Annotated in this window: 16 protein-coding genes; 13 read left to right on the top strand and 3 right to left on the bottom strand. The window is 36.5% G+C overall.

What is annotated here, in order from left to right:
* The coding region (galE, locus tag AACZ30_RS04900) for a UDP-glucose 4-epimerase GalE (RefSeq protein WP_339648044.1) at positions 1-989 on the bottom strand (989 nt) is incomplete at its 3' end.
* A gap of 154 nt (positions 990-1,143) precedes the next feature.
* On the opposite strand from galE, the gene AACZ30_RS04895 reads away from it, so the two are divergent.
* The 6 genes from AACZ30_RS04895 (at position 1,144) to AACZ30_RS04870 (ending at position 8,040) form a co-directional block, all read left to right on the top strand.
* Positions 1,144-1,428 (top strand): DUF3817 domain-containing protein, encoded by a 285-nt coding sequence (locus tag AACZ30_RS04895; protein WP_075326808.1) that lies wholly within the window; start codon positions 1,144-1,146, stop codon positions 1,426-1,428.
* Between the two features lie 3 nt (positions 1,429-1,431).
* The gene (locus AACZ30_RS04890; RefSeq protein WP_339648040.1) at positions 1,432-2,739 is read left to right on the top strand and encodes a mechanosensitive ion channel domain-containing protein; all 1,308 of its coding nucleotides are present in this window, start codon (positions 1,432-1,434) and stop codon (positions 2,737-2,739) included.
* 113 nt (positions 2,740-2,852) lie between these two features.
* Complete coding sequence (locus AACZ30_RS04885; protein ID WP_339648039.1) at positions 2,853-3,926, top strand: endonuclease/exonuclease/phosphatase family protein; 1,074 nt, start codon at positions 2,853-2,855, stop codon at positions 3,924-3,926.
* Between the two features lie 242 nt (positions 3,927-4,168).
* Positions 4,169-6,013, top strand: a complete 1,845-nt coding sequence (locus AACZ30_RS04880; protein WP_093302635.1) for a tyrosine/phenylalanine carboxypeptidase domain-containing protein — start codon at positions 4,169-4,171, stop codon at positions 6,011-6,013.
* Positions 6,013-7,062, top strand: coding sequence for a glutathione synthetase (locus AACZ30_RS04875; RefSeq protein ID WP_079713200.1), 1,050 nt, complete (start codon positions 6,013-6,015; stop codon positions 7,060-7,062). Before AACZ30_RS04880 ends, AACZ30_RS04875 begins: the two co-directional genes overlap by 1 nt.
* A gap of 57 nt (positions 7,063-7,119) precedes the next feature.
* Positions 7,120-8,040 carry a succinylglutamate desuccinylase/aspartoacylase family protein gene (locus tag AACZ30_RS04870; RefSeq protein ID WP_093302633.1) on the top strand — a complete coding sequence of 307 codons (921 nt, stop codon included), beginning with the start codon at positions 7,120-7,122 and terminating at the stop codon, positions 8,038-8,040.
* Between the two features lie 110 nt (positions 8,041-8,150).
* On the opposite strand, the gene AACZ30_RS04865 is transcribed toward AACZ30_RS04870, so the two are convergent.
* Together AACZ30_RS04865 and corA are read right to left on the bottom strand one after the other, a co-directional pair.
* The gene (locus AACZ30_RS04865; RefSeq protein ID WP_339648035.1) at positions 8,151-9,272 is read right to left on the bottom strand and encodes a lactonase family protein; all 1,122 of its coding nucleotides are present in this window, start codon (positions 9,270-9,272) and stop codon (positions 8,151-8,153) included.
* Positions 9,273-9,284: 12 nt separating this feature from the next.
* A complete protein-coding gene (gene corA / locus AACZ30_RS04860) occupies positions 9,285-10,361 on the bottom strand; it encodes a magnesium/cobalt transporter CorA (RefSeq protein WP_093302629.1) in 1,077 nt (358 codons plus the stop codon).
* A gap of 268 nt (positions 10,362-10,629) precedes the next feature.
* On the opposite strand from corA, the gene nhaA reads away from it, so the two are divergent.
* The 7 genes from nhaA (at position 10,630) to ccoG (ending at position 19,397) form a co-directional block, all read left to right on the top strand.
* Positions 10,630-11,952, top strand: a complete 1,323-nt coding sequence (gene nhaA / locus AACZ30_RS04855; RefSeq protein ID WP_339648033.1) for a Na+/H+ antiporter NhaA — start codon at positions 10,630-10,632, stop codon at positions 11,950-11,952.
* Positions 11,953-12,029: 77 nt separating this feature from the next.
* Entirely contained in the window at positions 12,030-14,435 is a 2,406-nt protein-coding gene (locus tag AACZ30_RS04850) for a heavy metal translocating P-type ATPase metal-binding domain-containing protein (protein WP_339648032.1), read from the top strand.
* A 60-nt stretch (positions 14,436-14,495) separates the two neighbouring features.
* The gene (gene ccoS / locus AACZ30_RS04845; RefSeq protein WP_075326798.1) at positions 14,496-14,690 is read left to right on the top strand and encodes a cbb3-type cytochrome oxidase assembly protein CcoS; all 195 of its coding nucleotides are present in this window, start codon (positions 14,496-14,498) and stop codon (positions 14,688-14,690) included.
* A 2-nt stretch (positions 14,691-14,692) separates the two neighbouring features.
* Positions 14,693-16,894, top strand: a complete 2,202-nt coding sequence (gene ccoN / locus AACZ30_RS04840) for a cytochrome-c oxidase, cbb3-type subunit I (RefSeq protein ID WP_093302622.1) — start codon at positions 14,693-14,695, stop codon at positions 16,892-16,894.
* A 2-nt stretch (positions 16,895-16,896) separates the two neighbouring features.
* Positions 16,897-17,085 (top strand): cytochrome C oxidase subunit IV, encoded by a 189-nt coding sequence (locus AACZ30_RS04835; RefSeq protein ID WP_075326796.1) that lies wholly within the window; start codon positions 16,897-16,899, stop codon positions 17,083-17,085.
* Positions 17,082-17,963 (top strand): cbb3-type cytochrome c oxidase N-terminal domain-containing protein, encoded by an 882-nt coding sequence (locus tag AACZ30_RS04830; protein ID WP_339648028.1) that lies wholly within the window; start codon positions 17,082-17,084, stop codon positions 17,961-17,963. Before AACZ30_RS04835 ends, AACZ30_RS04830 begins: the two co-directional genes overlap by 4 nt.
* A 15-nt stretch (positions 17,964-17,978) precedes the next feature.
* On the top strand, positions 17,979-19,397 hold the full coding sequence (gene ccoG / locus AACZ30_RS04825) for a cytochrome c oxidase accessory protein CcoG (RefSeq protein ID WP_339648046.1): 1,419 nt from the start codon (positions 17,979-17,981) through the stop codon (positions 19,395-19,397).
* The last annotated feature ends 53 nt before the right edge of the window (positions 19,398-19,450 follow it).

Below are 19,450 nucleotides of genomic sequence, written 5' to 3'. Positions count from 1 at the left end.
CTTTTTAAAGCTTCATCTAAATGCTTCTCGGTTTTCCAGCCCAACTCTTCATTGGCTTTTTGGGTATCGGCGTAGGCTGCAACAATATCACCTTCTCTTCTACCTACAATTTTATAAGGTAATTTTTCTCCGGTAGAACGTTCAAAAGAATTAATCACTTCTAAAACCGAACTTCCTTTTCCTGTTCCCAGGTTAAAAACTTCAAAATTGCTCTTTTCTTTATTTTGCTGAAGTCGCTCTAAAGCTACCACGTGAGCTTTAGCAAGATCCATCACGTGAATATAATCTCTAATGCAAGTTCCATCTGGTGTGGGATAATCATCTCCGAATACCGAAAGTTCTTTTCTCTTTCCAATTGCGGTTTGCGTAATAAAAGGAATTAGATTTTGGGGCGTACCAATGGGTAATTCTCCAATTTCAGCAGAAGGGTGAGCGCCTATGGGATTAAAATATCTAAGGGAAATCGCTTTAAAATTCTTATTTATTTTAGCCGTATCAGTAATAATCTCCTCTCCTATTTGCTTGGTATTTCCGTAAGGAGATTCTGCTTTTTTAACGGGAGCGTTTTCGGTAATTGGCAAACTATCGGCCTGGCCGTAAACGGTACAGGAAGAACTAAAAATAAAATATGCGTTTGCTTTTACTTGAAGTTCCTGTAGTAAATAAATTAAACTAGCCAGGTTATTTTCGTAATATAATAGCGGGTTTTCAACACTTTCTCCTACCGCTTTTGAAGCTGCAAAATGAATAACCCCCTCTATATCGGGATATTTTTCAAAAAACTCTTTTACCTGGTTTTTATTTCGAAGATCTAAATTTTCAAAAATCGGAGTTTTTTGAGTGATTTTGGTAATTCCTCCAAGTACATCTATAGAAGAGTTTGAAAGATTATCTATAATTACTACTTCGTAACCTTGTTCCTGAAGCGCGACAACCGTGTGAGAACCTATAAATCCGAGTCCGCCGGTTACCAATATTTTTGAGCTCATTTCTTTTATTTTAATTAAGACGCAAATTAATAAAAATGAAATTGCTAAACCTTCCCCTTAAATATTAATTCCCTGCTAAATATTTCAAGGAAATGTCTATTCTAAATTACCAGATTCTCTATAAAACCTATCTTTGCAATCTAAAATTTAAACTATGCCCCTGGAAAAGCAAAAAACGGTCTTTAAATATGTAAGCATCCTGGAAGGACTTTCATTTTTACTATTATTATTTATAGCCATGCCCCTAAAATATATTTGGGAAATGCCACAAATGGTGCAACAAGTTGGGATGGCTCACGGTGTTCTTTTTATCGCCTATGTTATGGGTGCCATCTGGCTTTTTAAACCTCTAAACTGGAATTTTAAAGAGTTATTAATAATACTTGGTTGCTCCCTGGTGCCTTTTGGACCATTTTACGTAGAAAAAAAATACCTTTAAACTATGAATATAGAGGAAGGATTTAAAAATCTTATTTGTCTTTTTGAAACTTTTCTAATAGATCAGGGGGTGAATCCAACACTCGCGCTGTATCTTAATCTACTGCTAAATATCCTGGTATTAATCCTGATAATTATAGGAGTAAATTACCTGATTAAAACTTTTGTGATTGAAGCTTTTAAAAGTTTTAGTAATAAGACAAGAACTACTTTTGACGATTTTTTAATTAAAACTAATTTCCCAAAATATATTGGGCAAATTCTTCCTCTATTTATAATTTACCTTACCGTTCCTTATATTCTGGTAGATTTTCCGCTGGCTATAAAGGCTTTTTATTTCCTGATAGATGTCTATATCATTTTTCTTATTGTATGGATAATTAGAAGCATTTTACGCACTACCAAGAGCTACCTAAGAACCTTAGAATCTTTTAAAGATAAACCGGTAGAAAGTTACATTCAGGTAGTAATGATTATCGTTTGGCTGTTCGCCTTTATCTTTATTATTGCTGAAATTACCGGGAAAGATGTAATTAATTTTATAATCTCCCTGGGTGCTGCTTCAGCAATTTTGCTGTTAATTTTTAAAGATACCATCTTAGGTTTTGTCGCTTCCATTCAGGTTACTGTAAACGATATTGTAAGAATTGGCGATTGGATTACCTTTAGTAAATACGGCGCCGATGGTACCGTGACCGAAATTACCCTGGCAACCGTTAGGGTACAGAATTTTGACAATACCTTTACCTCTATTCCCACCTATAGTTTGATTTCTGAATCTTTTCAGAATTGGCGCGGAATGCAAGAATCTCCCGGGAGAAGAATTAAACGTTCGGTTTTTATAAAACAGAATTCGGTTAAATTTATTACTCCTGAAGAATTTGAAAAGTATAAGAACATACAACTTATTTCTACCTATCTGGAAGACCGGCAAAATGAGATTAACGCTTATAATACTACTAACGAAATAGACAGAAACCTGCCGTTAAACGGAAGAAACCAAACTAACCTGGGTATTTTTAGAAAATATATTGATACTTATTTAAACAACCACTCGGCTGTACATAAAGAAATGTATATTATTGTAAGGCACTTGCAGCCTACCGAGCATGGGATACCCTTAGAAGTATTATGTTTTAGCCGCGATAAACGCTGGGAGAATTTTGAATATATCACCGCCGATATTTTTGACCACATAATTGCTGCCGTTTCATACTTTGATCTTCAGTTATTCGAAGCACCTTCCGGCGATGACATTAGGGATTATTTTAATAAGACGAATTTAGAAAACCCTCCAGATAAAAATTCGTAAATTTTTCCGACGAAATTTAAGTTGAAAAGCTTGAATCAGGCTAATTTTTATTATCCTAAACCTAGATTGGAAGTGGATAAAAATTATCTTTTAGCCACCAAACAAAAACAAATATGACTTTAAAAGGTTTTCTTCAGGGTTTTGGAATTATCGCGGTTGTAATGACCCTAGTTCCTTTAATCGCCGCAGATTTCTGGTGGATTCGTATTTTTGATTATTTGCACATACAATTAACGCTTCTCACCCTCACGGCAATTGCAGCATATTTTATAAGGTTTGATATAAAAAGAGCCGAAGATTATATTTTTATGGTTGTTTTACTGGCTTGTTTTATTTTCCAGGTTGTAAAGATATATCCCTATTTTCCGCATAAAAAATATGAAGTTGGCCAGGCTTCAGAAGAGAATTTCAGTAATAAATTTAGCCTCTATACTGCAAATGTTCTTCAGAAAAATGAAAATCCTGACCTGGTTGTAGCCGATATTAAAAAGCAAAACCCAGATATTTTATTATTTACTGAAACCAATACCCGCTGGAAAAACGATCTTGCTGCAGTAACCAATTCTTATCCTTATAAAGTTGAAGTTCCTTTAGACAATACTTACGGGATGTTATTCTATTCCCGGTTAGAACTTAAAAATCCTGAAATAAGTTTTTTAGTAGACGATAGCATACCTTCCATCCATAGTATTTTAAAATTACGCTCTGGGGAAGAAGTGATGTTTCACGCCATACACCCTACGCCACCAATGCCGCAGCATAATCCTTCTTCTTCAGACAGGGATGCCGAAATGATGAAAATTGCATTTATGGTAAAAGATTCTAAGTTGCCGGTAATAGTAGCGGGAGATTTTAATGATGTGGCCTGGTCTTCTACCACGGCACTTTTTCAAAATGTTGGTGGTCTACTAAACACCAGGATTGGCCGTGGCTTTTATAATACTTTTGATGCTTCCAGTTTTATTATGCGATGGTCTTTAGATCACGTATTTGTCACTGAAGAATTTAGGGTTGCCGATTTTAAACTGGGAAGTTCTATAGATTCAGATCACTTACCTCTTTATATAGAACTTAACCTTGAGCCTGAAAAAGCTGAAGAACAAAAGCCCGGGCCTGCAACTAAAGAGGAAATTAAATCTGCCCGCGAACAAATAAAAGCAGAACAAGAAGCTAAAGGAAATAATTAACAAAGACTAAAGCTCTTTCTTGTTTTCACTTCAAATTTCCATTTAGTGCACATATTTCTCACTCTTTAAGTAATTCTTTACTAGAATTCTTAAATAAAACCCAAAGTAAGTTTATGCATTAGTTTTCCTTAGTTTTCTTTCTAAATTTAAATATTGTTTAGCCACATTATAGCTCTTATTTAGCTAATACACAGTGGTTTTATCTTAATAAAATTCAATAGAAAACTTTAGAAAAACTTAGAATGCTGAATATATCTGAATTATCGGAGAAATCAATTAAACAAATTTTAACAATCCTTGAAGAAGATGGCAAAATAAGTGCTTCACTTCCGGGGGCTGGTTTAATTCATATAGAAGATAATTTACCCTACCTGGTTGTTTATAGAAAAAGAGAAGACGATCCCGGCACCGAAAGAATAATTATTAGTGAAGCATCTTACCTTTTAATTGGAAATAAGTTTTTTGAAGCTTACCAAAGATTAATCTATGCCCTGGCCGATAAGCTTTCTTCAGATTTTAAATCTTACATGGTTTTTGAGATCTATACGGGAGAACCCAATAATTGTTTTACCATTAAAGCCCCTGCGCAAAAGCTACCAAGTTCTGTAAAAGTATTAGAAAAAGAACTTAACAGTATAAACGATATATTTTCGGGACTTTATTTAAAAGCCGAAATAAAAGATACTCCCCATCGTCAACGCGAAGGAGACGAGGATATTTTAAGTATAGATGAGGCAAAGAAATCTGGCGCAGTAATCGTAGGGCTAGAAATTCCTCCCGTTTTTCGGAACGAAAATAATGAAGTTTACCCCGTTTTTTTAAGGCAATTTAAAGATTACCTAATTACGTGTATACATAAAGCATTATTTGATTATGTGCGGGTGCAAACTTCCAGTGGGGTGGGCAGTTATCTTGCCCTGGGTAGAAAACATTTAAAGGAAAAAGTCTTTGAAATTGATAAAGCCCTCGCTAAAATAGAACGCTCTTACCAGTTTTTATGGTTGGTTTCTCCCGCCAATATTCAGGATATAAAACAAACCTTTTTTGAAAGTAATTATGAGAAGGTTTTAGATTATCACTATAGATTGCTTCCCATAGACCCAGATCTTTTAAAAAGAGAACTTTATAACCTTAAAGTTGAAGAAATAGACGATCCTGCGATGTCCCATATTTTTAGGGAGAAACGTGAAGAACTGGATCAACAAATCACGATGTTAAGTGAACGGGGCACCTCTAATTTCTTTTATAACAGTATTAGACTTTATAAAGGTTTAGACTCTAAATTAAGTCAGGAAGCAGGTCAAATACTTAGGGAAGTAGACGAAGTAGCCGAAGAAGAAGATGCTGAATTTATTGATGCAAAAGGCTTTAGTAGCTTAGCCCGCCGGGAGTTTGATTATTTTGCTGAACAGGATGAAAATTTTAAAAGTAAGGTTCACATTCGTAAAGATGTGAATATTATGATGGTGAATAAAGGCGAACTTTATATCCCTGCAGATTATAGAATGAATAAAACCGAAGCCACGGCCCTTATTCAACACGAGGTGGGAACACACGTTTTAACCTATTATAATGGTACACGACAACCTTTAGAATTATTAAGCAGTGGCCTCGCAGATTACGATCCGCTTCAGGAAGGACTTGCAGTAATGTCAGAATTTTTAGTAGACGGGCTTACCGGAAATAGATTAAGAACTTTAGCCGGAAGGGTAATTGCTGGTTCGGCATTAATGGAGGGCGCTGAGTTTCCGCAGTTGTTCCGTTTATTAAAAATGGATTATGGATTTACCGCCGAAAGAGCTTTTAATATTACTTCCAGGATTATGCAGGGCGGCGGATTTCTAAAAGATATAATTTATTTAAAAGGATTGGTTCAACTTCGCGATCACTTACAAAATGGCGGGGAATATGAACCGCTATTAGCAGGAAAATTTGGATTAAAACACACCAAAATAATTGAAGAATTAACCGAAAGAAAAGTATTAAAAACGAGCGCACTGCGCCCAAGCTATTTATTAACCGAAAATGTTACCAATAAATTAAACATAATCAGAGAGGGGCTTCCCCTTTCACAAATGATAACCTAATGAAAATTTGCTTTGTATTAAACGATATTAAAAACGAAAAATGTGGAACCTCGGTATTATTAATGAATACTGCTCACGCTCGAGGACATGAGGTTTATGCCATGGGAGTTGGTGATTTTAATTTTCATCACGATGCACCAATTAGTATAAATAGTGTGCAGGTGCCAAAAAATACTAAAACAAAATCTCCGGCTAAATTTCTGGAAGCTTTACAGAGTTCTAAAGCACGTAAAAAGACTATAGCAGCCAATAAACTGGATGTACTCTTTATTAGAAATAACCCTACCGAAGAAGAATCTGGGCGGGAATGGGCAGAACATGCCGGGGTTGCTTTTGGCAGAATGATTCAGCAAGAAGGCGTTTTGGTTTTAAACGATGCTAATGCCCTCTCTAATGCATTTATTGATAAACTCTATTTTGAAGAACTTCCGCAAGAAATAAAACCAGATTCTTTAATTACCAGGAATAAAGAAGATATTTTAAAATTCTGGGAAAAGAATAATAAAAAAATTGTTTTGAAACCCCTGGAAGGTTCTGGTGGTCAAAATGTTTTTTTAATAGATGAAAATGAAAAAAATATCAATCAAATTATTGAAACCATTAGTCAGCATGGCTATGTAATTGCCCAGGAATACTTACCGGCAGTTAAAGACGGTGATGTTCGAATTTTATTAATGAATGGACGGGTCATGGTTAAAGATGGAAAACAGGCTATTATTAGACGCGTTAGTGGTGAAGGAGAATTCCGAAGTAATTTTGCACTTGGTGCCACTGCCGATAGTAGTGACCTTACTCCAGAAATGCAACGTATTGTAGATCTAACCGCTCCAAAACTTATCCGCGACGGACTTTTCTTTGTTGGGCTGGATGTGGTAAAAGATAAATTGATAGAAATTAACGTGTTAAGCCCGGGCGGGATGGAGCGTTTTAAAGACATAGGCTTACCAGATTTCACTCCAATGGTAATTGAAGCCATTGAGCGAAAAGTTGAATACAAAGAGCTTTACGGGCACCAGTTTGATAACAGGGAAATTGCCTGTATGGAATAGTAAACTGTTTCAGAGCATTCAATATAGATTATCGAGTAAAACTGAAAAAGAGATATTATGAGTAATAAACCAGAAAAACATATTCCCAGGATAATTGGGAAATATACCAGCAATAAAAAAGGACCTTTACTTTTTGTAACTGCCGGCATTCACGGCAACGAGCCAAGTGGTGTTAAGGCACTGGAAGAAGTTTTTAAACAATTAGAGAAAACGAAACCTGAAATTGAAGGAACTTTGGTTGGAGTCTCTGGAAACCACAAGGCGCTTAATCAGAATAAGCGCTATATAGATGAAGACCTGAACCGGGTTTGGACCGAAGAGAATATTGATGAGAAAAAATCTGAAACCCACGAGCAGAAGGAAATGTGGGAAATTATAGATATTTTAAAGCAATTTCCTGAAGAAGATTTTACTAAACGTTATTTCCTGGATTGCCACACCACTTCATCGGCGAGTTTACCTTACGTTTCTGTACAGGAGGTTAATGATAATGATGAATGGGCACATAACTTCCCCACTTTTATAGTAAGAGGATTTAGCGATATAATTACCGGAGATATAGATCATTATTTAAGCAGAATTGGAATGACGGGTTTCGTTTTTGAAGCCGGGCAACACGAAGATAAAACCTCGGTTGAAAATCATGAAGGAGTGATCTGGCTTGCTTTAAAAGAAGCTTGCAAGCTAGATCTTTCTAAAATTGAAACTTATCCAGAATGTGTAAATCGTTTTGCTGAAAAAAATGCACCAGATCAAAAAACCTTTGAATTGGTTCATCGTCACGGCCTTGAAGATTCTGATGTATTTGAAATGGAACCGGGCTACGAAAATTTTCAGGAAATTAAAAAAGGAGAGCTAATGGCAAAACAAAATGGCAAGGAAATAAAAAGCGAATGGGATGCCCGTATTTTTATGCCATTATACCAAGCTCAGGGAAATGATGGCTTTTTTGTGATTGAGGAAGTAGAAGGAAAGTAATTGAAGTAAGCTCGAAAATCATAGGTTATTCTGAATTATTTCAGAATCTAATGCGTTAGAACTAATAAAAAGACCTCACCGGTAAAAAACAGTGAGGTCTTTTTATTTGATTAATTTTCAGCAAATTCTACACACACCGGAGACATTACCTCAACGGGAAGTAAATGTTCTTCAAGTTCTCCCGTGTTCATATTTATTTTAAAACTGCTAATTGTAGAAGTATCCTGGTTAGCTGCATAAAGAAAGTTTCCATTTGGAGAAATCGCAAAATTACGTGGTGTTTCGCCTTTGGTTGGGTAATAACCAATCACGCTTAATTTACCGGAATTTTTATCAACTTTAAAAGCCGCGATACTATTATGCCCACGGTTAGAAGTGTACACAAATTTCCCCGAAGGATGTAAATGAATATCTGCTCCTGAATTATTTTCTTTAAAATCTTCAGGAAGCGTTGATATATTTTGAATAATCTCCAGGTTCCCGTCTTCTTCTATTTTCAATACACTTAGCGTTGAATTCAATTCGTTCATTGAAAAAGCGAAGTTTTCATCTTTAGAAAAACTAAAATGCCTTGGTCCCGAGCCTTCTTCTAATTGTAAAAAAGCTTTTTCTTTCTTACTTAATTTCCCGGTTGTTGCATTAAAATTAAACATCCATATTTTATTGTTTCCAAGATCAGAAATATAAGCGGTTTGATTATCTGAAGAAATTGAAACCGAATGCGCGTGAGAGGCTCCAGGATTCTCTAACTGAATTTTTTGTTGTTTTTCCAGGTTTCCATCCTCTCCCCTTTTATAAACCATAACCACGCCACCCATATAATTGGAGACAAAAACATAATTTCCACTTTTGTCAATCTCTATATGGCAGGGCGCAAAGCTTTCGGTAGAAATTTTTCCTAATTCTTCTAAACTATTATCACTATTCCTTTTAAACGAATAAATAAAACCAGATTCAGCATCGCCACCACCTAATTCGCTCACCGCATACAGGTTTTTACCATCTTTAGAAGCTTTTACAAAGCTGGGATTAGTAATTTTCGCCACAGTTTTTTCTGGATGCAAACTTCCGTTTTCAGGATCTTGCAAGGCTAGAAATATTCCTTTTGCTTTTCCATCTACATGGCCTTCTTTTTTGGTGTAAGTACCTATGTAAACCGGTATTTCAGCATTTTGAGCGGCACAGGTTGTGGTAAGGACCACGGCCAAACTAATTAGCGTAAATCTTATCATAATTTTATTTGATTAAAGCCATTTTTTACGTTTAAAATAATAGATCATAAGTAGAAAAATAACAATCATTACTCCCCATAATACAAAGTAACTGTATTCCCACTGCAGCTCGGGGATATATTCAAAATTCATCCCATATATTCCCGCAATAAATGTTAACGGAATAAATATAGAGGCCATAATGGTTAAAACCTTCATGACCTCGTTCATTTTATTGCTAATGGTAGTCATGTACATATCCATAAGCCCCCAGGCCATCTCGCGGTATAAATCTATATTCTCTGAAACCTGGAGAATATGATCGTGAAGGTCGTTTATATAATTTTTGGTTCGGGTTTTTATGAGATCGTTCTCTAAATTCTGAAACCGGGAAATAACTTCTTTAAGCGGAAAAACTGCCCGTCTAACCCGTAAAATTGCTCTTTTTAAATCCTGAATCTCATAAGTAATATCGTCACTTGGCTGACTTTCAAAAAGTTGTTCCTCCAGTTTTTCTACTTTTTCGCTTAACTCATCTACCACCAGGAAATAATGGTCTACTATAGCATCTAAAAGAGCAAAAACCAGGTAATCTGAACCATTAGTACGAATGCGTCCGTAAGCCTTTTCCAGGCGACCCCTAACACCATCAAACACATCGCCTCCTGCTTCCTGAAAAGTAAGTACATAATCTTTACCTAAAACAAAACTTATATGTTCATTTACCAATTTATCGTCCTGGTGATAAAGCATTTTGGCCACAATAAACAAATAATCTTCATATTCATCTATTTTTGGACGTTGGGTAGTATTTACAATATCTTCAATAATTAACGGGTGTAGATCGTAATATTTACCCAGTTTTTCTATCTCTGCGGTATTACTTAAACCATCTATATTAAACCAGGTAATTCGGTCTTCAGCTTCAAATTTAAAAGCATCTTCGGTAGAAGAAGAAATATGCCTTTCATAATTCTCTTTATTATAATCTATAACTTCCAGGCTGGTTTCACCAGATTCTTTTCTACCAACATAGGTTACAGTTCCCGGGGGTTGGTTTACAGATTTCATTTTTGGCCTACGTAAACTTTGCGTAATTCTTTTTACCATAATCGTACTTTGTAGGTTAAAGGTAGCAAAGTTTTGTTTTTGGCTCTATTAAAAACACGACGAAACTAAACTTCATTCAAAAATTATCACAAACCTACCTCAGCCAAAAAAAGCCCTTTTAAAAAGTTAATCGTGATGTGAGGGCAGATTTTAAAACATTTAAGTTTCAATTATTCAGTAAAACTGAGTTTAATCATATTTATATGAAGAAAACGACAATAAATTTACCTAATCCTATTAACTGAATATTCTTTACAAACAGGTTATTATGAAAAAATCGCCCCTTGATATTTACCTGCTCTTACCTATTAAAAACTTTATTGAGAAAAAAACTTCAGTTGGATTATTGCTTATTTTCTCTGCAATTCTTGCAATGATCGTTGCCAACTCACCACTGGCTGATGCGTATCACAATCTTTGGAAACAATATATTCACCTGGGAATTAACGATTTTGTAATTAGAAAAAACCTGTTGCATTGGATTAACGATGGCCTCATGTCTATTTTCTTTTTTATGATTGGTCTTGAGTTAAAACGAGAAATATTACAGGGCGAACTTTCCAGTTTTAGAAAGTCTATACTTCCAATTGCAGCTGCTATTGGCGGAATGATTTTTCCGGCTTTAATTTATTATTATTTTAATACCGGTGTAGATTCAATTTCGGGATGGGGAATTCCTATGGCTACAGATATCGCTTTTGCACTGGGTATTCTCTATCTCCTTGGAGACCGGGTTCCTCTTCCCCTAAAAGTATTTCTAACCGCAATTGCTATTGTAGACGATCTTGGAGCGGTGCTGGTAATTGCATTTTTTTATACTTCAGATATTTCTTTACAAAGCCTTGCTATTGCGGGTGTTTTTGTACTTATACTGGCTACCGCTAATTTAATTGGTATTAGAAATACCTTGTTTTATGCAATTATGGGAATTGGAGGTTTATGGCTGGCTATTTTACTTTCGGGTGTTCACGCTACTATTGCAGCGGTTTTAGCGGCCTTTGCAATTCCTAACACCAAACGTATTAATACGCCCTTATTTCTAAGAAAAACTAAACTCTTAGCTTATGAAATTAAAGAGGAATTTAGAAATAGAAATAAACACCCGAAAGAAGCTGATGACCATATTTCGCATACTATACAAAAATTTACATCTTTAACCGAAGATGCCACGCCGCCCCTACAACGTTTAGAACATGCGCTTTACCCCTTTGTAAGTTTTGTGGTACTTCCAATTTTTGCATTCGCCAATGCAGGCGTGAGCCTTGGGAATGTTTCTTTTGAAGCACTATTAAGCCCGGTAACGATTGGGGTAATGTTCGGACTCATTTTTGGAAAATTTATTGGCATCGTATTCTTTTCCAGGCTTATGGTTTGGACTAAGATTGCCAGTTTACCTCATAAAGTAAAGTGGAAACACGTCTACGGGATTGGTTTTCTCGCTGCTATAGGCTTCACCATGTCTTTATTTATTACCGAGCTCGCTTTTGAAAATGAAAATTACCTGGCCCAGGCCAAAATAGGGATTCTTTCAGCTTCTTTAATTGCAGGCCTAATTGGATATTTCTACTTACGAAAAACCGGAAATGAATAATAATTAATCTTAAAGCTGATTTCCATCATATTATCTGATTCAAATTTTCGAAAAATTTGCGGTTAAAATATTTAAGAATGAACAGCTGTTTTCACTGCGGTGAAGAATGTAAGGAAGATCACATTGTTTTTCAGGAAAAAGATTTCTGTTGCACCGGTTGTAAAACTGTTTTTGAGATCCTCAACGAAAGTGACCTTACTTATTATTACGATATTCAGGAAAAACCTGGAATTTCTCCCGGAGCTTCAGAAGGAAAATTCGATTTTCTTGATAACGAGGAAATAACCGAAAAACTGCTGGAATTTAATGAGAACAATACCCAAATAGTTAATTTTCTTATTCCTTCTATGCACTGTAGCTCTTGTATTTGGGTGCTGGAAAATTTAGGGAAATTACACAAAGGTGTGAAATCGGCACAGGTAGATTTTCCAAAGAAAACTGTACGAATAAGTTTTTCTTCAGAAAAAATTAGTTTAAAAGAGCTCGTATATCTTCTTAGTAGAATTGGTTACGAACCCTATATTTCTCTTAAAGATTACGATGAAAAAGATCATCGTGTAGACCGAAGCTTAATCTATAAATTGGGCGTTGCTGGTTTTGCTTTTGGAAATGTGATGTTTCTCTCTTTTCCCGAGTATTTTGAAGTTAAAGAATTCTGGCTGGAGCAATTCAAGCATTTATTTAGATGGTTGATGTTTGCTTTTTCTCTACCGGTGGTTTTTTACTCTGGTGCAGATTATTTTATTTCAGCTTACAAAGGTTTGCGGGCAAAGATCCTAAATATAGATGTTCCCATTGCCCTGGGAATTGCAGTACTTTTTATTAGAAGTACCACAGAAATTATCCTCGATCTTGGCACCGGCTTTTTTGATAGCCTAACCGGACTTGTTTTCTTTTTACTTCTGGGTAAATTCTTTCAGCAAAAAACCTATTCCTATTTATCATTTGAGCGGGATTATAAATCTTATTTCCCAATGGCGGTAACGCGATTAAAAATCAATGCTTCAAAAGAAATTACAGAAGAACAGGTTCAGGTTTATAATATAAAACCCGGCGATCGAATTTTAATAAGAAACGGCGAATTAATTCCTATAGATTCGGTTTTAATGAAAGGCCGCGCGAATATAGATTACAGTTTTGTAACCGGTGAGGCCGAAGCCGTTAGGAAAGAGTCTGGTGAAACGCTTTATGCCGGTGGCCGCCAACAAGGCGGAATACTGGAGATTGAAGCTATAAAAGCCATAGACCAGAGTTACCTCACCAAACTTTGGAGCAATGAAGTCTTCAAAAAAGACAGAAAAGGCCAGTTTCAAAGTTTAATCAATCAAATAAGCAAGCGATTTACCGCTGGGGTTTTAAGTATAGCATTTCTATCAACCCTTTTCTGGCTAATTTACGAACCTTCAATAGCATTAAATGTATTTACCGCGGTTCTAATAATCGCGTGTCCCTGCGCTATTGCTTTAGCAACTCCGTTTACACTTGGTAATCTGTTGCGCATCTACGGAAGAAATAAATTCTACTTAAAAGAAACGGGGGTAATAGAACAAATTGCAAAAATAGATTGTCTTGTTTTTGATAAAACCGGCACTATAACTTCCAATAAAAAAACCGAGGTATTCTATGAAGGTTTAAAACTTAATGCTGAAGAAGAACAATTGCTTAGCAGCAGTTTAAGAGCATCTGGGCACCCGCTAAGCAGGCAACTTTATCAGATCCTTGATAAAAATAATATTCTAAGTTTAGATGAATTTAATGAACATACCGGAAAAGGAATTAGCTCTGGCATAAAGGGTAGTAAAATGAAAATTGGTTCCTCTTCTTTTGTAAAAGAAAGCGAAACTGAAACTAAAGAACTCAATAAAACAGCGGTTCATATAAGTAGTAATGAAGAATATAAAGGTTGCTACATTTTTAAGAATTCTTACCGGGAAGGCCTTGCCCATTTATTTAAGGAGTTAGAAGAAAACAAGCAACTCTTTATCCTTTCCGGTGATAATGATGGTGAAAAGGAAAAACTTGAAAATATGCTTCCCTTAAATACTAAGTTTTACTTCAATCAAAAACCTGACGATAAGCTAAATTTCATTAAAAAGCTTCAGGAAGAAGGGAAATCGGTGATGATGATTGGCGACGGACTTAACGATGCAGGTGCACTTGCCCAAAGTAATGTTGGGATTGCAGTTTCAGAAAATATTAATGTATTCTCCCCTGCTTGTGATGGAATCCTGGAAGCTTCAAATCTTACCAGATTGAGTGAATATTTTAAACTTTCAGAAAAGGGTATAAAAATTATCAAATGGAGTTTTGTACTAAGTCTTTGTTATAACGTAGTAGGCCTTGCCTTCGCCGTAACCGGTAACTTAATGCCCGTAATTGCCGCTATTTTAATGCCGCTAAGTTCTATTAGTATCGTGGCATTTACAAGCCTGGCCACAAACCTTGCCGGGAAAAAATTAAAACCTGTATTAACGAAAACCTGATTTCAATCATATTTTAAATTTTAACACCGCTTTAAGTTTGCTGAAAATAATTCATTCTAAATGAACATCATTTACCTCTTACTTGCATTAAGTGTTTTAGTAGCCCTCATTTTCTTTGTTGCCTTTATTTTTTCAGTAAAAAAGGGACAGTATGACGATGTCTATACACCATCGGTAAGGATGCTTTTTGATGATGAATTAGTTAAAGAAAAATCTGATAAATCCAATTCCACCAAAAACAAGAAATCTAATTAACTATGGAAGTAGAACAGTTTCATTACGATAATAAGATCGTAAAAAAGTTTACTATGGCTACCCTGTTCTGGGGTATAGTAGGTATGAGTGTTGGGCTACTGCTCGCCTTTATGTTTATATTTCCCGATCTTACCGACGGAATTTCATGGTTAAGTTTTGGCCGTTTAAGACCATTACATACTAACGCGGTAATTTTTGCTTTTGTTGGGAACGCCATTTTCGCAGGGGTTTACTACTCTACCCAGCGCTTGCTCAAGGCCCGAATGTGGAGTGATTTCTTAAGTAATTTCAACTTTTGGGGTTGGCAGGCTATTATTGTAGCAGCCGCCATTACCCTGCCAATGGGTTTTACCAGTTCTAAAGAATATGCCGAACTGGAATGGCCAATAGATATTGCAATTGCTTTGGTATGGGTTGCTTTTGGTGCCAATCTTATTGGTACTATGATAAAGAGAAGGCAGCGTCACCTATATGTTGCTATTTGGTTTTACCTCGCAACTTTTGTAACCGTAGCCGTGCTTCATATTGTAAATAATATTGAAATTCCTGTTTCTGCATTTAAAAGTTATTCGATTTATTCGGGAGTTCAGGATGCTTTGGTACAGTGGTGGTATGGGCATAATGCGGTGGCATTCTTCCTTACTACACCTTTTTTAGGTTTAATGTATTATTTTGTTCCTAAGGCAGCAAACAGGCCGGTTTATTCGTATAGACTTTCTATTATTCACTTTTGGTCCCTGATCTTTATTTATATCTGGGCGGGACCACACCATTTATTATATTCAACTTTACCAGACTGGGCGCAAAATCTTGGAGTAGCATTTTCTGTTATGTTATTATTCCCTTCCTGGGGAGGGATGATTAACGGACTCTTAACCCTACGTGGAGCCTGGGATAAAGTACGTACAGATCCTGTTCTTAAATTCTTTGTAGTAGCTATTACCGGTTATGGGATGGCTACTTTTGAAGGCCCAATGCTTTCGCTTAAAAACGTAAATGCCATCGCGCATTTTAGCGACTGGATTATTGCTCACGTGCACGTGGGGGCTTTAGCCTGGAACGGTTTCTTAACCTTTGGGATGGTTTACTGGTTAGTACCAAGATTATTCAAGACAAAACTCTACTCTATTAAATTGGCCAATGCCCACTTCTGGATTGGTACGTTAGGTATTATTATTTACACTTTACCTATGTACGTTGCCGGATTTGTACAGGCATCTATGTGGAAACAATTTAATCCTGATGGAACCCTAACCTACGGAAACTTCCTGGAAACGGTTACTTCTATTATGCCAATGTACTGGATGCGTGCTATTGGTGGTAGTTTATACATAGTTGGTGCATTTATTTTACTTTATAATATTGTACAAACTGTTAGGCAGGGAAGTGCAGTTGAAGACGAATTAGCTGAAGCTGCTCCTTTGCAAAAAGTAACACGAAAAAGGACCAAAGGGGAAGCTTATCATTCCTGGTTAGAAAGAAGACCCGTAAAACTTACCATTTTCGCAACTATAGCGATTTTAATTGGTGGCGCGGTACAAATTGTTCCATCCTTAATGGTAGATGAATACGTACCGGTAATTTCCAGTGTAAAACCTTATACTCCTTTAGAACTTGAAGGCCGGGATATTTACATTCGGGAAGGTTGTGTGGGTTGTCACTCGCAAATGATTAGGCCATTTAGAAGTGAAGTAGAACGCTATGGTGAATATTCCAAAGCCGGGGAATATGCTTACGATTATCCCTTCTTATGGGGAAGTAAACGTACCGGCCCCGATCTTATGCGGGTAGGCGGTAAATATTCCGATAACTGGCACCTTAACCATATGTACGATCCGCAGAGTACCTCTTCAGGTTCTATTATGCCTTCTTATAAATGGATAATTACAGACGAGCTTGATAAAAGTGATACCGAAGCTAAAATGAGAGCTCTTAGCAAGCTTGGCGTACCATATACTTTAGAAGAAATAGAAAACGCCCAGCAATGGATGGCAGAACAGGGAACTCAAATCGAGAAAAACCTGTACGCAGATCCCGATTTTGTAAAAACCTATGAAGCTGAAAAAGAATTTGCAGAACAAAACGGTACTGAATTCGTAGAAATGCGAAACCGCGAAATTGTAGCGCTAATTGCATATTTACAGCGCCTCGGAACTGACATTAATGCGAAAGATGCAGAAGTATCAACCACTAAAACCAACTAAGCATGTTTAAATTTGTAAAAGGCCATATGGAAAGTATAGACGGGGTTATGATCTACCCGCTAATTTCCCTGCTCATTTTCTTCATCTTTTTTGTAGTGCTATTCTTATGGGTAATTACCGCAAAAAAGAAAGACATAGAAGAGGTTAGCAAATTACCCTTAGATATTAATACCGAAAACCAGGAATTATGAAAACGATAGGATATTTAAGAATTCTGGGGTTTTTAATTCTTGCCCTCGTATTAATAGAATTAACCGTTGAGACCGAAAGTGGTTGGGCAATTGAAGAATACCCGGTTATTTGGTGGATTTTAGGTGTAGTACTGGTAATTGCTGTAGCCATAGAAATCTCTATAGCTGCTTTAGAAAATATGGTTTTTAAAAGTCTTAATTCTGAAGCCCAGCAACATTATACCAGGTTAAAAATTGAAAATTCCGACAAGCAGTTTATAGGCTTAAAAAAGTTCTATAAGAAAATGCTGAACCAGAAACCTTTAGAGAAAGAAGAAGAAATTCTTTTAGATCACAATTACGATGGGATAAAAGAACTGGACAACGATCTTCCCGCCTGGTGGCTTTATGGGTTTTACGTAAGCATTGTATTTGCCTTTGTGTATATGGCTTACTACCACATTTTTGATGGGGAAAATCAAACTGAAGAATACCTGGCTGCCGTTGCCGAAGCCGAAGAAGAAATTGAAGCTTATAAAGCTGCTAATCCAGATCTTATAGATGCTTCTTCAGTAGAATTGCTAACTGATGCTGCCGATTTAGAAGCGGGAGAAACCATTTATATGGCAAGCTGTATGGCTTGTCACCGCGCCGATGGTGGTGGCGCTATTGGTCCTAACCTTACCGATGATCATTGGATTCTTGGAGGCGGAATTAGCAATGTTTTTCAAACAGTTTCTGAAGGTGGCCGTGACGGAAAAGGAATGGTGGCCTGGAAATCTGAGTTGAATGCACAGGAAATAGCCCAGGTATCCAGCTATGTTTTAAGTCTGCAGGGAACCAATCCTCCAGATGCTAAAGCACCGGAAGGAGACATTTGGGAAGCAGATTCAGAATAAATTTTAGAAGAACAGATTTTGGAAAATCAGGAAAAATTCAGGGATAAAATAGCCACGGCAGACGACCAGGGAAAAAGACTATGGGTTTTTCCGAAGAAACCTTCTGGAAGATTTTATGAATATAGAAAATATGTAAGTTATGTATTGCTCATTTTACTTTTTGCCGCTCCATTTGTAAAGATAAACGGCAACCAGTTTATGATGTTCAATATCCTGGAAAGACGTTTTAATATTTTTGGTTTTCCTTTCTGGCCCCAGGATTTTCACATTTTTGTAATTATGATGGTAATTGGGGTGGTTTTTATCATCCTCTTTACGGTAGCTTTTGGTAGAATATTTTGCGGTTGGTTTTGTCCACAAACCATTTTTATGGAAATGGTTTTCCGCAGAATTGAATACTGGATTGAAGGCGATCGCGGAAAACAAATGCGCCTGGAAAAACAAAAATGGGATGCCGAAAAAATTAGGAAACGTGCTCTAAAATGGTTCTTATTCTTTGTTATTTCGTTCCTTATAGCCAATGTTTTCCTCGCTTATTTAATTGGGAGTGATCGCTTAATACAATACGTAACAGATGGCCCACTAAACCACCTTAGCACTTTTATTTCATTATTGATTTTTACCGCGGTATTTTACTTTGTATTTGCCTGGTTTAGAGAACAGGTTTGTGTAATTGCCTGTCCTTACGGAAGGCTTCAGGGCGTTCTTTTAGATAATAAATCTATAGTAGTAGCCTACGATCACAAACGCGGAGAAAAGGAAAAAGGAAGGGCGAAATTCAAGAAAAATGAAAACCGTGCAGAAACCGGAAAAGGAGATTGCATAGACTGTTTCCAATGTGTGCAGGTTTGCCCAACCGGAATAGATATTAGAAACGGTACGCAGCTGGAGTGTATAAACTGTACCGCTTGTATAGATGCCTGCGATAGTATGATGGAAGCGGTAGACCTTCCAAAAGGCTTAATACGTTACGCCAGCGAAGAAAATATTGAAAAGAAAGCAAAATTCAGGTTTACGCCCAGGTTAAAAGGTTACAGCATTGTATTAGGAATCTTAACCGCGGTTCTGATTGGGATGTTATTTATAAGAAGTGAAGTTGAAGCCAGGATTTTAAGATTACCCGGGCAGTTATACGAACGCAAAGCCGATAACGTGGTGAGTAATGTTTTTACCTACAAACTCGTAAATAAAACCACAGCCGATTTTGAAGATATTGAATTTAGATTATTGTCTCACAAAGGAGTAATAAAACCGGTAAAGACTTCAAATATTACCGTGCCGGGACAGGAGTTAACCGAGGGAACACTCTTTATTGAAATACATACGGCCGCATTGGAAGATGAAAAAGAAAAGCTGAAAATTGGGGTTTATAGTGGTGACAGGTTAATAGAAACAACAAGCACTATGTTTATGGGACCTCGCAGTTTTAATTAATAAAAGTGCGCATAAGAACTCATAAATTATTAAATCTCGATTAAGAGTAAAAT

The organism is uncultured Salegentibacter sp., from assembly GCF_963972535.1.
Lineage (GTDB): Bacteria > Bacteroidota > Bacteroidia > Flavobacteriales > Flavobacteriaceae > Salegentibacter.
This window is presented reverse-complemented; position numbering and strand designations above follow the sequence as displayed.